Origin of the sequence: Pseudescherichia sp. AS216 (assembly GCF_037152055.1) — a bacterium.
GTDB lineage: Bacteria > Pseudomonadota > Gammaproteobacteria > Enterobacterales > Enterobacteriaceae > Pseudescherichia.
Genome location: NZ_JBBCMV010000003.1, coordinates 531,207 through 546,991, shown reverse-complemented (window position 1 = coordinate 546,991; position 15,785 = coordinate 531,207). Strand labels below are relative to the sequence as shown.

At 55.7% G+C, this 15,785-nt stretch carries 6 protein-coding genes and 1 tRNA gene; 2 read left to right on the top strand and 5 right to left on the bottom strand.

Going from position 1 to position 15,785, the window contains the following annotated elements:
* Positions 1-4: 4 nt before the first annotated feature.
* The 4 genes from WFN61_RS11810 to nac form a co-directional block, all read right to left on the bottom strand.
* Positions 5-2,677, bottom strand: coding sequence for an RCC1 domain-containing protein (locus WFN61_RS11810; RefSeq protein ID WP_337038707.1), 2,673 nt, complete (start codon positions 2,675-2,677; stop codon positions 5-7).
* Between the two features lie 30 nt (positions 2,678-2,707).
* A complete protein-coding gene (locus tag WFN61_RS11805; RefSeq protein WP_312928473.1) occupies positions 2,708-3,397 on the bottom strand; it encodes a hypothetical protein in 690 nt (229 codons plus the stop codon).
* Positions 3,398-3,535: 138 nt separating this feature from the next.
* Complete coding sequence (gene cbl / locus WFN61_RS11800) at positions 3,536-4,486, bottom strand: HTH-type transcriptional regulator Cbl (protein ID WP_144817297.1); 951 nt, start codon at positions 4,484-4,486, stop codon at positions 3,536-3,538.
* 100 nt (positions 4,487-4,586) lie between these two features.
* Positions 4,587-5,504 carry a nitrogen assimilation transcriptional regulator NAC gene (nac, locus tag WFN61_RS11795; RefSeq protein ID WP_144817296.1) on the bottom strand — a complete coding sequence of 306 codons (918 nt, stop codon included), beginning with the start codon at positions 5,502-5,504 and terminating at the stop codon, positions 4,587-4,589.
* Positions 5,505-5,835: 331 nt separating this feature from the next.
* Between nac and WFN61_RS11790 the strand changes: the two genes are divergently transcribed.
* A tRNA-Asn gene (locus tag WFN61_RS11790) sits at positions 5,836-5,911 on the top strand.
* Between the two features lie 771 nt (positions 5,912-6,682).
* Complete coding sequence (locus WFN61_RS11785; protein WP_337038706.1) at positions 6,683-11,227, top strand: neuraminidase-like domain-containing protein; 4,545 nt, start codon at positions 6,683-6,685, stop codon at positions 11,225-11,227.
* 90 nt (positions 11,228-11,317) lie between these two features.
* Here the strand turns inward: WFN61_RS11785 and WFN61_RS11780 are convergent, their stop codons facing one another.
* Positions 11,318-15,703 (bottom strand): SpvB/TcaC N-terminal domain-containing protein, encoded by a 4,386-nt coding sequence (locus WFN61_RS11780; protein ID WP_337038705.1) that lies wholly within the window; start codon positions 15,701-15,703, stop codon positions 11,318-11,320.
* Positions 15,704-15,785 lie beyond the last annotated feature (82 nt).

Below are 15,785 nucleotides of genomic sequence, written 5' to 3'. Positions count from 1 at the left end.
ATATCTACGCAGATTCAGATGAAAAATAAGATACCGCGCCCTGTAGCTCAGTCGGGATCGCTCCCGTACTTCCCCCGTCTGCGCTATTGCCCCACGCGACAAGGGTGCTGTCGTCTTTAATCGCTATAAATACCGATCCGCCTGAGTAGACGCCTTTAACGCCGGAAGCCAGGGCGGAGATCGCCGCAGCGCTATCGCCTCCCGCCGCACTGTCGCCCCAGCTATTAACCGCACCGTTTTTTCTCAGGACAGCGAACGCTGTTGCCGTGGCGCTTAACGCGACAACGTCCGTTAGCTGGGCAATCTCTGCCGGTAATGCTCCCCCGGCCGCGCTATCTCCCCACGCATACACAGAGCCGCTGCTCTGCAGGGCGCAGAAGGCATACTCGGTACCCTGAACGTGTACGACGTTACTGAGCGCTGGCGCAGGGGCGATAGCTGGCGAGCCCCATGACACCACCGTCCCGGAGGTTTGCAATGCGCAGAAGCCGCTATAGCACCCGTAAACGCTGGCGATATTGGTAAGCGAAGCGATATGGGCGGGCACGTTGCCTCCATAGCTCCCCTGCCCCCAGGCAACAACCGCACCGTTGCGTCTGCGTGCACAAAATGCGGAGGCGCTGGCGCTGATTTCAACGATGTCCGTAAGCTGCGCAATGTGTGAGGGTACGTTTCCGCCGTAGTTTTCGCTTCCCCAGCCGTAGACCTGGCCGCGGGCATTGAGCACTGCGCAGGCGTAATCATTGCACTGGATCTGGACAACGTCGCCCAGGGTGCTCACCGCTAAGGGAACATTGAGTTGACCATAGGTATTGTCTCCCCATGCGGCGATATAGGGCGAATTGACGTTACGCGCCACGAACATGCCACCTGAAGCCGCCAGCATATTCCAGCCGCTACGGTTGGCTAGCATAGACGGCAGGCTGCCCCCCTTGCTGGGCTCGCCCCAGGCAAAGAGTTCACCGCTCTGGTTGCAGGCAGCAAATGCATGAAGGGTGGCGCTGATTGCCGTTACGCGAGTATTGAAGGTAGAGGCCGGTGATGAACCGCCCGACGCGCTTTGGCCCCATGCGCTTACCGTGCCGCTATCACTCCTGGCGACAACGGCCCCGGTATTCCCCAGAACGTTGCTTTCGTTCAGCACGGTCGACGCGCCAGCGAGTGAAACAGTCAGCTTTTTCTGCGGCTCGGTATCAATAAAATAGCGCGTGCTCTGGAAGGTACTCTCCCCTTCATACTGCCACTCTGCGGTAACCACACTCTGCCCGTTACTCTCTAAAGCCACCAGGCAGCGTTTTTCTGAGTAGAGCCAGTCGGCCCCACGGCTGGAGCGCGCGCCCATCACCGAGAGAGAGGCCTCGGCGGCATCCGTTAGCGTGACCAGCCAGCGGCCATCGCTCTGTTTTTCCGCCAGGCTAAAGTTCCAGCTAGCGGGGAGATCCCCCCCTGGCGTCACGACGGGTATGGCACCGTTATAGCGGGCCGTCAGCGTACCAGCGCCAGCGGCAACAAACTGCCCGCTGCCGTTAAGCGCCCCGTAGCTTACCTGTACCGTTTGCAACGCGCCGCTCGACGGCACAATCGCCAGCACGCCTTCATGAGCAGTATCAGCAAAGGTACTGAAACCGAGCGGATAGCGTTGGGTCATCACCAGCGCGCTGTCGCTGCTGCCGGTCGTCCGTAGCTGAACGTCTATCTGTACATCACCGTTATCCAGCGACAGCAGCTGGGCAGGCAGCGCGCCTGTGCCAAACGCACTGCTAAAATCCGAGGTATTGTCGATCAAGCGCAGCATTTGATAGTGGGTAAAACGATAGGCGCTGTCGATGGGGTTAAAGGCGGACAGGAGCAGCACGGGCATGGCATTGAGCTTAACGGATTGCCAGATCCAGCCGGTTCCGCTATTAACAGAGATAAGCTGATGGGGATAGAGGGCCTCAGCGCTGCCCCCATAGTTAGGCTGGCTATATAAAATGCCGCTGTCTATCGCCGGGCCATTACCCAACTGGACGAGCCAGCTGCCGTCTGGTTGCATCACCGGCGCGCTGAAGCTCCAGCCAGAGGGGAATCCTGTGATATCGGTTAAAGAGACAAGCGAGCCATCCCAGGCGATCGTCAGCGAGCCGCTGCCCGTCCACTGTACCTCACCCGTAGCAGCATCGAAAATGCCATACAGCGCGCTGACTTGAGTGTGACTCCCGGGCACGGTCCCGACAAAGCCCAGCGCACCGGGGAGATTAGGCAGCGAGAGCGTAGTCTGCTGCGACATACTTTCCGGCAGTAACCAGGTAGCGGCCAGCGTATCAGGCTGGTCGCTGGTTGCAGAATAATCCAGCTCCAGCCTGACCAGCGTAGCCAGATCGCTATCAACGCCAATAAACCCCAGCGTATATTGGGGTAAGGGGAAGGCCTGTTGTAGAGAGCTGATGCTGGCGGTTACCATCTTTTCGACATGGTTAAAATAACTTTTCGCCATCATGCCGGTTTCAACGCTGCTGCTAATATAAGCGTGTAAATTGTCGGTTCCTAAAATAGAGACCGATTTTTCTCGCCAGCTATTGGCTGAGGTGGCAATCATTCCCAGTGAACCATGTTTCACCTGAATAGGCACGCCCGCCATATTAGGTTCAGAATAGAACACCAGGGTACTGGTATCGGCCATAACGTTTTCATTCATAATAAACTCCTGGGTATCGCACGCGATGGTTTAGCGTAAATTTTCTAGCGGAGGGAAGGTTACAAAGACACAGCTGTCGATTACCGTTGAGCCAGAGGCCTGAGGTAAACTTATTGTTAGGGTGACGCTTTCAGCGACAGAATTAATCAGATCAATGCTGGCGGTGCCGTCGTCGTACAGCAGAACGTTCGCGGTTTGCGGAAGCTGGGTCCCAACGAAACGCGCCGTAGTGGAGTTGGTGATCTGAAAACGGGCATAGTCCACCCCGGGGGTGATATCCGTAGTGATATAGACGCTGTTACGCATAGTGCCATCGGCTGCGGCGCTGGTAACAATGGCATAATGCGTTAATACATTAGCCCCCGCCGTATAATTGTTGAACGTCATGCTGCCGCTAGCGCTTATGGCTGGGTTATTGGTGACATAGGCGCTTAGCGAAACAAGCCCTGTTTGCAGGCTGAATACCTGAAGTTCAAGCGCGCCGCTTCGATCAAGATTGCCGCTCCAGGTTTTATAACCGTTAATGTTAAAAACACCGCTGCCATCCAGCGAAACCGTTACTGGCGCGCCGGGCGTACCCGCAAGCTTAACCGTATTAAAGGGTTTCATCGCCGCACTGGTATTCGCCCATGCAGGCGCTCCCGTAGAGCAGTCAATATAGAGCGCGTCAGCTGCAGCCATTACTAATGAGGAGAGAGTGGGATAAGAAATATGATTCATCGTTTTTCGCCTTGTTGATTTTATAAGGCGAATAGTAAGAAATTAATGCAGAAGAAGTGGGTCAATAAGAGGAGTTTGAACTGCAATATTTAGTCATTTAAAATAGCAAGCCCGTAATTAACCGGGCTTAACATATAATTAAATCTGATAATCCAACGCTATTTCGTCCGGCTCCATGACCTGACGCTTAATATCCTCGACGGAGAGTCCCGCGTTGCACAGCTCAATAAAACGCCAGACATAGTTACGCTGCAGCTGTCCGCGCTTAAGCCCCAGCCAGACGGTATTGGCGTCAAAGAGATGGCGGGTATCGAGACGGATCAGCGTTCCGGTCTCCTGCTCGCTGCTCGACTGTTCAGCAACGATGCCGACCCCCAGCCCCAGCTCAACGTAGGTTTTGATCACGTCCGAATCCTGGGCGCTCAGCACCACGTCCGGGATCAGCTCCTTGCGGCCAAAGGCCTCATCAATGCGTGAGCGGCCGGTAATACCCTGTCGGTAGGTAATCAGCGGCCAGCGGCTAATCTCCTCCAGGGTGAGCGGCGAGGCGTGAGCGAGCGGATGATCCTCTGGAATGAGCAGGCTGTGATGCCAGCGGAACCACGGGAAGGCCACCAGGGCAGGATCGTTACTCAGGCGCTCGCTGGCAATACCGATATCCGCCCCGCCGTTGTGCAGCAGAGACTCAATCTCCTGCGGCGTGCCCTGAATAAGTTCGAGTCGAACCTCGGGAAAGAGCGCGCGAAAGGCTTTGATCACCGGTGGCAGGCTGTAACGTGCCTGGGTATGTGTTGTGGCAACGGTTAAGACGCCCGAGGTATCGTTGGTAAAGAGATCGGCAAGGCGACGGACGTTGCTTGCTTCGTTGAGGATCCGTTCGGCGATCGCCAGCAGTGCTTTGCCCGGTTCGGTCATACCCAGCAGGCGTTTTCCTCGGCGGATGAAGATCTCAATTCCCAGCTCCTCTTCCAGCTCGCGAATATGGCGGCTAACGCCGGACTGCGACGTGTAGAGCATATTGGCGACTTCCGTCAGGTTGAAGTCCCGACGCGCCGCTTCACGGATAATTTTTAGTTGCTGGAAATTCATCCTGCCCTCCAGAGCCATCAGACATGTCGCTATTGTTAAAGTCTGAGGCCTGGCAGGACAAATAATAAAAACCCGTATCTTATTCTTTTATAGAATAAAGCTAGCTTACCAGCAGCAGCTCGCGGTTCTCCAGAGTAGGCCGACTGACCAGGGACATCAGAATGTCTTTTACCGCCTGCGCCTGGGGTGAGAGTGGCCCGTGCGCAGAGGTGTTGAGCGACAGCGGCAGGCTCATCGAGGGGGCCGTAATCCGTGCCATCCAGCCGTTTGCAGCACTGCACAACGAGCGAGCAGCAGATTCCGGCAGGACCGTTACCCCCATGCCGCTGGCAATCGCTGCGGTTAAGGTGGTAATCGACTCAATTTCGCCAATGATTTTAGCGGTCAGGCGACGCAGGGAGAACGCCTCGTCCACCCGCAGGCGCACCGCGCTGTAGTCGCGCGGCAGGAAGAGGTTCATCTCTGCCACGGCGGTGAGATCGACGCTCTGCCCCGGGCAATCTCGGGTTCCAACCAGGTAGAGATCCTCTTTTAGCAGCGCCTGGCTGGCTATCCCCTCCGCTGGTGCACGCTCATAGAGCACCGCCATATCGAGCTGGCCGCCGATCAGCTTGTCGTTAAGATCGGTACCGCTGTTTTCATGCAGATAAACGATAACATCCGGCAGCGCGTTGCGTACCGCCTGTAACAAAGGCATGGTAATGGACGATGCCGCAGTGCCGGGTGCAAGGCCAATAGCCACCTGCCCGCGCAGGGTCTGGCCGACGTTGTTCACTGCCAGCTGGGCTTGTTCGCACTGACGCAGGATGGTGCGCGCGTGAGTATAGAGAATTTTTCCGGCTTCGGTTGGCGTTACGCCACGCTTGGTACGGATTAACAGCTGCTGATCCATCTCTCCCTCAAGCGTTGCCACCTGCTGACTCAGTGCGGGCTGGGCGATATGTAACACCTCAGCGGCCTGGGTCAGGCTACCGATATCAACGATTTTCACGAAATACTTGAGTCGTCTGAAGTTCATTTTGCCTCCGGTACAAAAAGCGTAAGTTGATGCATACACATGTCTTATCGGAGGATTTGCAAGATGCTTGCCAATTTTTAAAAAGTCGTTTTGATTCTGTCTAACAGGCTGGATAATAAGAGTTTCTGATTACCTGCACGTTAGCATTAGTAAGAACAGGCTGGCTACACTGCCCCATAAGGGGTAGATTTGCACCGCGCTGGTGCACAGCCATCGTTTTTGCTGATGAATACGCCAGATTGCTGTAATTCTCAGCAAACGAATACCGAATTGCAATCCACCCTTTGACAAGCCGATCCGCCGCCGCTAGTATTCACCCCGTTCACACGATTCCTCTGTAGTTCAGTCGGTAGAACGGCGGACTGTTAATCCGTATGTCACTGGTTCGAGTCCAGTCAGAGGAGCCAAATTCGTGTTTCTATGCCACTCATCCTGTCTTATTTAGAGTCACTGCAGTTCAATTGCAGAGCGACTGCTCTATATCCTTCATCAGTTCCCCATCCGTAATATAAAAAATTCCTTCATTACAGCCATAAACATAGTTAACATCATTACTACCCATCATTTCTACCGCCTGTAAAAACATCCCCCTCCGTTAATAAATACCTGCTTTATATCAATATCATAACGATGCCTGCCAAAAAACATTCCCCAGAGGAGTACTCGACCTGTGCTCTTTGCACGCATTACTGCTCATTTTTTTGCACAACGCTTACCTCATTTCTTTTTTTATACTTTCCCAAAAATCACTTCACATAAACGCATGAAAATCAGCATTAGGGCGACGATATTGCCAATATCCATTTTGGCATGACGCTGTCTGTTTCACGCACCCGCAACTGCGGTCTATGAACCATTTAAATCAACCCAGTCTGTTAATTAACAGGAGCAGTCATGACAAATCAGACAGCCAGCCCTGCGCTTCAGCAGATAGAAGCCGCTCTTCAGGTCGCCTCCGGCACGTTTGAAAAAAAAATTACCGCTCTGTTTTTGACATCACCCGCCTCTCCCGCAAACAGTTTATTACCGACAATATCGACTGGCTGGGCTCCCGCGGCGGCAGAGCCGGTGAGTCGCTGGTGGCCACCCTGTCCGGAAAGTAACAGTAGCTCTACCCCGTGTTATGCGGCACAGCACGCCGTGCCGCGACAATTTATTTCACAATAAGGTGAGACACTATGAGTATTGATATTGCAGCTTCCCTGAACGAACGCCAGCGCGACGCGCTGCTCTCCTACTATCTGGGACAGTATGTTCCGGCCAGTGGTAATAGCGACCTGACCAACCTGGTACAGACCCCGGAAGACGTCTACGAGTACCTGCTGATTGACCCACTGGTCAGCAACGCCGTCCCCACCGCCCGGGTGGCGCAGGCGATGTCCAGCATCCAGCAGTATATCAACGGCATCACCATGAACATGGAGCCAGGCTACCATACCCAGAACCTGGACCAGACCAGCATCAGTAACTGGAAGGGGGGACTGAGTCAGTACGACGTCTGGGCCGGTGAAGTCGAGCTGGATACCTATCCGGAGAACTATATTGATCCGACCCTGCGCCAGAGCCAGACCGCCTACTTTAAGGATCTGATCACCGATCTGAACCAGAACACCATCAACAGCGATACGGCGCAGCAGGCGGTGATGAACTACCTGAATAAGTTTGAGCAGGTAGCAAACCTGACGATTGTGAGTGGCTATCTGGACAGTGCCGATCAGACGAACGGTATCTATTATCTCCTTGGCAAGTCCACTACTTCACCGGTGCAGTACTACTGGCGTTCGTTTGATATGAGCCAAAACGTGGATAACGTAGTATCGACCAGCGCCTGGTCGGAGTGGTATCCGATGAATACCGCGATTGATGAGGAGGCATTACAAGGTATACCCAGGTTAACCTATTTTAACAATCGACTCTATCTTTTCTGGTTTGAACGGGCAAAAGCCGGGAATGTAGGTAATAGTGCCGAAGGTGAGACTTACGACGCGATTTCCGCCTACTCCTCCTATAGCGACTTTAGTAATAACTGGTCTTCGCCTTATAAATTACAATCGGTAGATAATAATAGTTCTGGCAATCATGATGCTTACTGTGATTCTCTGTTTAACACCTCAACTCTCTGCACGGCCAGTTTGTACAATCAGACAGATAATATTTTGACAGTCTCCCTGTATGATGGTATCAACGGGAGTCTTATCGCGGGCTACAATGACTTTTCAATCAGTATTGATTATTGGTTCAATATTGAAAAAATTGAATCTAAAAGCACGGAAAAAGATAGTGAAGGAAATGATATTCCAACGTTGCTTGCGACCTACTTACAATACTACTCTCCTGTCAGCGGTGATAGCGATGCACAACAATATGTACAGGCGAAATTTACTAGCTTATTTTCTGTAGAAAATGTTATCCTGGAAACTGAGGAGAGTATTAGTGATTTCGCCGGATACATAACCCTGCCTGCGCTGACGAAAGATAATTTCAACGTGAGTTACAATAGTAAAAATACATTTACCCTTGAAGGGAAAATCCCCCAGTCTGTGAATACAGCCACTGCCGATATTTATTCTACCACTCTTGATCTATTAACGGGTAACGGTAGTTCAACCATCTGTGGAAGCGTTAATTTTAAAGTTGCCCCTGCGAAAGGGGAATTTTATGATATGATCCTTTACACTACGTTAACTGAAAAAATAGATATCCTTGCCTTATACAATCCTGATGACAGGTCTGTAGGTTGGCATACAGCCCCCCTATCTAAAATTTACTATGCGGATCACGGCACTTATGATCTTTCTAACGAAAAAATTAATTTCAACGTAGACATTGAAAATAAAGAGTGGCAAATCACTTATGGAATCGGTGACAACCAGAGTATTACCCCCAGCTATTACTCCGCACCATTCACTGGTTTAATGACAACTCCCTGGCGTTTTCAAACGTTCAGCAACACCTCAACTGATGCATGGGGTGCTAGCAGTAGCTTGTTACTATTAAATATATCGCAAAATGATTTTCCAGCTTCACAAGACAGCTGGACTTATAATATTTCAGACTTTACAGATGCAGAGCTAAATAATACAAAAATTGTGCGCTATATTGCTTTTGGGTATACCAATAATTTGGGGAAGACCGTCCATCAAGAATATGAGATTACCTTAAGCAAGCCAGAGGATATTGTAGTTACGCCTCATGTTTCATCCAGAACCGATCCTAATTTAGGGATGGTCCTATTTCTGGATTTTAAGGGTAATTTTGATAGCGGGAAGGCGATTAATCCGATTCGCCTCAACACCCTCTTTGCCAAAGAGTTAATCAATAAAGCCAGCGCCAGCATCAAGGCATTACTTAACTGGGATACCCAACTCACCCTGGAACCCGGTATGACTAACTCGACGGCCGTACCCATGGACTTCAGCGGCGCCAACGGCATCTACTTCTGGGAGCTGTTCTTCTATATGCCGTACCTGGTTGCCTGGCGACTCAATCAGGAGCAACAGTACGGGGATTCGCTGAGCTGGTACAGCTATATCTTCGATCCGTCGGCCCGCGGCCGTGACAACAGCAGCGATATCCGTAAACAGTATCCGGAACCGGATTACTGGAGCGTGCGCCCGCTGGTAGAAACCGCATCGTCCGCCGCCCAGGCCACCGCGGTCTGGCTGACCACCGACCCGGATGCGCTGGCCTCTGCCAGCCCGGTACACTACCAGAAATCGGTGTTTATGGCCTACGTCAGTAGCCTGATGGCCGCTGCGGATGCCAGCTATCGCCTGCTGACTAATGATGGCCTGAGCCTGGCCCGCCTGCAGTATGGTCAGGTGAAGGTTCTGCTCGGCCTCCGTCCGGATACGGTCATTGTTAATAACTGGGAGCCAGAGACACTGACTGAACTCGCCGACAACAACGCCAATAGCGCAGCCCTGGCTGGCTACGAACAGCAAGTAACGGCGCTGCCTGCTTTCGTCGGGCAGTACAGCGTTGCTGCAGATGTTGCCACCGGCGACAGCTTTATGGCGCCGGTCAACTCCCAGCTGCTGGGCTACTGGAACACGCTGGATTCTCGTCTGTATAACCTGCGTCATCAGCTGACCATCGACGGCCTGCCGATGACCGTGCCGCTGTATGCCCCGCCGGTAAACCCGACGATCCTGATGGAACAAAGCGTACAGGGCGGATCGCTGATCGCCGCCTCATCCGGCCTGGCGGTCGCCATTCCACCGTACCGTTTTACCACTATGCTGCAAAGCACCCGCGCGGCCGTCTCAACCCTGAGCCAGTTCGGTCAGACCCTGCTCAGCTACTATGAGCGTCAGGATGCCACCGGCCTGCAGGAGCTGGACACCCAGTTGGCGCTGAACCTCTCCGCCTACACCCTGGACCTGCAGCAAAACGCCATTGATGCCCTGGACCAGGACAAAACGGCGCTGGAAGCCAGCCGGACCACGGCGCAGCAGCGGTACGACCACTATTTTGCGCTCTACAGCAATGGCGTTTCCGCCGGGGAAGCCAGCGCCATGGCCCTGCGCGACAGCGCCAGCGCCTCGATAACCGCCGCCTCGCCGCTGCTCACCGCCGGTATGGCATTGAAGACCATTCCAAATATCTTTGGTTTCTCAGTCGGTGGGGCGGACGTTGGCGCGCCAACCCTTGCCGCAGGTATTGTGCTGCAGATGACCGGGGATATTATCAACCTCGCCGCCCAGCAGACGGAGATGTCGGAGAACTACCGCCGCCGCAGCGAGGAGTGGCAAATCCAGTATCAGCAGGCGCAGTGCGAAGTGGATACCATCAACGCCCAGCTGGATGCGCTGGCGGTACGTCGCCAGGGTGCGGTGACGGCGCTCCAGCTGGCCCAGGCCCAGCAGGATAACCTGAAGTCTACCCTGAGCTTCCTGACCACCCGCTTCACCCAGTCGTCACTGTATAACTGGTTAACCGGGCAGCTTTCCGCCCTCTATTACCAGGCCTATGATGCGGTGCTCTCTCTGTGCCTGAGCACCCAGGCCTGCTGGCAGTATGAAATGGGGGATATCACCAGCACCTTTATCCAGACCAGCGCCTGGAACGACAGCTACCACGGCCTGCTGGTGGGCGAAACGCTGACCCTGAACCTGCAGCAGATGGAGTCCGCCTGGCTGTCGCGCAACCAGCGTCGCCTGGAGTTGACCAAAACCCTCTCCCTGAAGCAACTGCTCGGTGACGACGGTTTCGCGCCGCTCCTTACCGATGGCACGGTCAGCTTCAGCCTCGCCGAGTCCCTGTTTGATAACGACTATCCGGGTCACTATCTGCGGCAGATCAAATGCGTCACGGTATCCCTGCCCACGCTGGTCGGCCCGTATCAGGACGTGCGCGCCACCCTCACCCAGACCGGCAGCCGCACCCTGCTGAAAGCGGATATCAACGGCGTGAACTATCTCAATGACAGCACCAAGGGCAGCGCCGCTAACGTGGTCACCAACCTGCGTGCCAGTCAGCAGATTGCGGTATCGGCCGGGCTCAATGACAGCGGGCTGTTCCAGCTCAACTTCGGCGATGAGCGCTACCTGCCGTTTGAAGGCACCGGTGCCGTCTCCAACTGGCAGTTTAGCTTCCCGCGCTACCAGAGCGATGAGCAGCAGGTCATCCTGCAGAATCTGAGCGACGTCATTGTACAGGTGCACTATACCGCGGTGTACGGCGGCAGCACCTTTGAACAGGCCGTAGAGCAGACGCTGTAGGCGCCCCCCCCTGGCCACCTGACGACGGCCAGGGGGCCACATGAAAAAGCCCGCTTTTTAGCGGGCTTTTGCTTTCCAGACATTGACGGTTTACGCTAACCCCGCCGTATCGTTCTCATCCTCTGCGACCGTAAACCACGAATACCATGTATTACGCCGCAGATAGCCTTTCGCAGTGACCGTGCGGATATTACGGCCCAGCGCGTCGTAGTAGAGGGTGTCGCTATACCCCTGGGTTCGCATTGAATCATCGGTGACATAGAGCCAGCTATCAAGGAACCAGGGTTGATAGCTACGTACTACCTGGCCCTTATTATCATACTCGGCTCGGCCAGAGATTGCCCAACGCGGCGCGGCATCAACCTCGGTCGTATCGACTTCGCCATCCTCTTGCCGATGCCAGGCCTGGCCATCCGGCACCAGAGCGCACTGCTGCAGAGCACGGCCAAAGCCGTCGCTATAGCTCACGACGATAGCCGTCTGCTGGAGCAGCTGGGTAGCGTCGTCAGGATCGACAGTATCAGGATAGTTATCCGCAGTCAGTATCGCACTGTGTACGGGTACCCGGTCACTCTCTGCCAGCAGCTTCGCCAGCGGAGCGTCAGGATTTTTTGCGGCCCATTGATGCCCCGCGCAGCGGATATGCCCGTCAGAGGCGATAAAGCGATTTTCCAGAAGAGAGACCCAGCCGCCATCCGCTGCCGCGTTTGCCTCGCTCTCCGTCACGCTCCCCATCCAGCTGAACATATCGCTGACGCTGACCGAAGCCAGCTGCTGTACATAGCCTTCCGCAGTGGCGTCGTCGATGGCATCCTGAACGCTCATAGAGGCATCAACCGGATAGTCAGAAACCAGACCAAACCCGACTTTTTGTCCACCATTTTCAGTCCCGTAGACGCTACCGCCCATAGCCTGCCCCAGCGCATTCAGCTGTACTTCCTGCGTATTGGCGTTGATATCCATCGTCCGCCACGGGGTCAGGAACCGGTAGTCCCAGACGGTGGTCGTACTGTTGCGACTGTCGCTCTGCCCGGTGATGCAGAGCATGTAGCTATCATACTGTAAGGTAATAGCAGAGATGAGTTTCGTTGCCTGGGTGCTGCGCACGGCATAAAAAGGCAGATATTCGCCCTGGTCATCAGCGTAATAGGCAAAATCGTGCTCCGTTCCCCAGAGCGGGCTATCGGCATCGTCGGACATCGAGACGTAGCCGAGCTTATCCCAGGCATACTCTGATGGAATATCAACCCCGTCATAGGCCTGCAGCGCAGTACTGTCCAGCACGGCGGTTCGCTGATGATCCACCAGCGCTCGCAGATCCGGCGGCGTAGTCAGGTAGATAACCTCACTCTGAGCGGCAAGATAGCGCGTTTGCGTATCGGCCAGTAATCCGTTCGGATCGCTCAGCGTTTCATAGCTGATACCCCCTGCGGGCACGCTGCTGTATACCAGCTGATTGCTACAGCGCGTATCCGGCAGCCCCAACCGCCAGCCTTGCGGATCCGTAAGATGAATAACCGACCCAAGTTCCTCCGTCAGACGCAGCATCTGCTGCTGTTCGTCATAGGTATTGTCCCAGGCATCGGCAGGCAGGTTGGCCGGGTACGGCGATAGCGGATGAGATGCCCGGCGAGGGTAGGCCACGCTAACCTGCTGCAGCGGCACGCCATAGCCGTCATACACCAGGGTTACCTTCTGGACAACCACAGGATCGTCTGCCTTCTGTTCATAGCCGCTGGCGACCTGCTCCAGCCCCAGAGCAAGGGCAACAGGCATATCGCCCGCCTGAACCAGCCGGACCTGCATACGCTGGTGGGAGCAGAGGTACGGCGCTTCACTATCTCCCTGCGCCCATGTTTCACTCCGCAGCGTTGCACCTTTCAGTGCCCGGTAGAGCCACCAGCGGGTCGTCTCATCCGGCGCATTCAGCACCTTGTCCTGGCCATCCTGGTAGGTTGTGAACAGGGTGGGATTGAGGATTATCGCCTCGCTGTCTCCCTGCCAGGGACTACCGTAGAGGCGGGTTTCATCCTCCTCTCGTCCGCAGTGGTACCAGGTTTTAATCAGCTGCGTGGCGGCAAGGGGGGTGTCATCTCCTACCGGCAGCGCATCGTCACTGGTATCTTCAGTCTCAACATAGCCAAACCCGCGAAACTCCCGTTCGCGCCCGTCATAGACACCCTGGTAGTAGCGGCACACCTGACTAAGCTGGTTACCGGTGATCTCGTCCAGCGTCAGGGTCTTCACCAGCAGCTGCATAGCGAAAGGCAGCGCGGGCACCGCCTGCGGGTTGGCCTGTTTTTCATCCAGCCATGACTGGGCAGAGCTACGATAGCAGAGGGTATGAGCGGCACCCAGGTTGTTATTGATGCCGTTGAGCAGGTAAGGCTTGGCGCTGTTAAACGGGAAGCGCCAGTGGGTCGGGGTCATGTAAGGCACAGAGAGCACCAGCTCTGCCATGCCGGTTCCCTGCACGTCGGCTGCGGTCACCTGGCACAGGCGATCGAAAAACACGCCCTCAGGCAGCAGGATCGGCTCGCCGAGGATAAAGCTATTTCCGCCCTGGTTAAGCCACACCTGCACCCGGTCATGCTGCATATAGATGATGTCAGGTGCCCCTGAGCCGTCGGTATCCGCAAGCAGCACGTTCTCCGGGTTAAACGTGCTCTCATCAAGACCCTCAATCGCTGGCAGCGGCAGGCTTATCGGCTGACCAAAATGACCACGGCCCAGGTTGGGCCAGCAGGTCAGCTCATTGTAGCGGATGCGGCACAGATGGGACTGGCCAGAGCCGAGCATATCGGCAAACACCACCAGCTCACGCGCGTTGCGCCAGGGGATCGGCAGCTGAATGCTCTCTTCCTGTTCGACGTCGAGGCCTACGCTAAAGCTCTCGCCCTGGTTGGCATAGAGGCGCACCGACGACGGCCCGATCAGCACCAGATCGGCCAGGCCGCTGCCTACCAGCTCAGCAAACTGCGCCTGCGGATGGAAGAACTCCGTGGGCAGGGCGCTGAAGGGAGTAAAGCCGCTCCAGCTCTTATCAGGTCTCTGGGTAAAGAAGCCCGCCATGCCCGGCTGGGCCACGACCCAATCCAGCTGGCCATCACCGTTGATATCCATCAGCCGTGCGGTATCGCGCTGCATCGCCGGCATGGTGGGTAACAGCTGCCAGTCAGCATAGTCGACGCTGTCGCCGCCCTCCTCTCCCCGCTGCGGCGCACGGTAGCGCCATGCGTTGCCGGTGCGGCAGAGCACGCCAGGCAGCCCCTCGCCATAGAGATCCACCAGCGCGTAAGGCCAGCTATCCAGGCCCGGCATGGCGGGCATCTGCTGCCAGCTGGCACCGCCGTTAGCGGCGGGCTGGCTGTACTGCAACTCCAGCGGTGGGAGCGACTGCACGTAGCCATCGGACTCATACGCCAGTGACTGGGCAGCGGTGAGCTGAGTCAGCACTGGGCTCTCGTCATACTCCAGCAGCAGGCGCGAGACCAGCGTATTTGCCTCCCCCAGCTCGTCGGAAAAGTGGTGAAACATCAGGATCTGACGGCACAGGCGATAGACGCGGATCTCAAACCCGTAGTCGTAACGGGAGAAAGGATCCTGCCGGGCAGGCCACGCCGCCTCCGTGGAAAAGAGGGGTGGCGTCTGGGGGTTCACACCGCGTTCACCGTAGTCAAATACCAGCGTAAACAGCCAGTCGGCGGTGGGGGTATCGCTACGCCAGAGATAGAGATCCGCTGCCGGCGCTTTATTACCATACTGCACCTGGCTCAGATAGCGCATGGCGCTCTCATCGCGGCCGTGGTCGCTCACGCCACTGCTATTTTCCGCGAGATAAGTGTAGTAAATGTGCTCTCCCCGCGGATTAAGCGACTCTTCCAGCAGCCACTGTGCCGTGTGCGTGGCGGCCTGCGGGTCGCTGATACGCGCCAGGGCGGTTTTACCAAACAGATGCAGCGTGCCGTCGCTGCCATGCAGCAGCCAAAAGTCATCGCCTTTGTCATCCCCTAACCAGTACTCCAGACGGTTGAAGCTTCCCTCAATGCGGGGCTGGTAGCGGGTCACGGAGTAGGTTTGCGTAAGCGTCACGTCGCCATAGGCGGAACAGGTGGCTGGGTTGGGGTCGCTGGCGGTACCGTCCACTTTTACCAGAACCTCATCATCCGGACCCTGGAACTCATCATCTTCGTCATACTGCGGTAGGCCGTGGCTGGTTCGCCGCGTAATACGCATCGTTTCGCAGAACCAGCCTACGCCAAACACGCTATTTCCGCTGCCGCTGCCGTAGGTAAGCGATAGCTCTGGCGCAAATCCTCGTCCGGCGGTGATGGGCAGCGGCAAGGACATGCCGGCCAGCCCGGTGGGACCAGCCTGTCCCAAGGACTCCCCCATTCCCGTTAGCGCACCGCCGCCTTTCGGTAGCGAGGGCGGGGTGACCGAGACCGCTGAAGAAAAAGTATTTTGCTGCTGCATAAAACCTCCTGAAACGGGCCGCCAGCAGGCGGCCGACACGGTTCTTTTACTGCCCCCCCGCAGGGCGTTGCGCCGCAGGTGA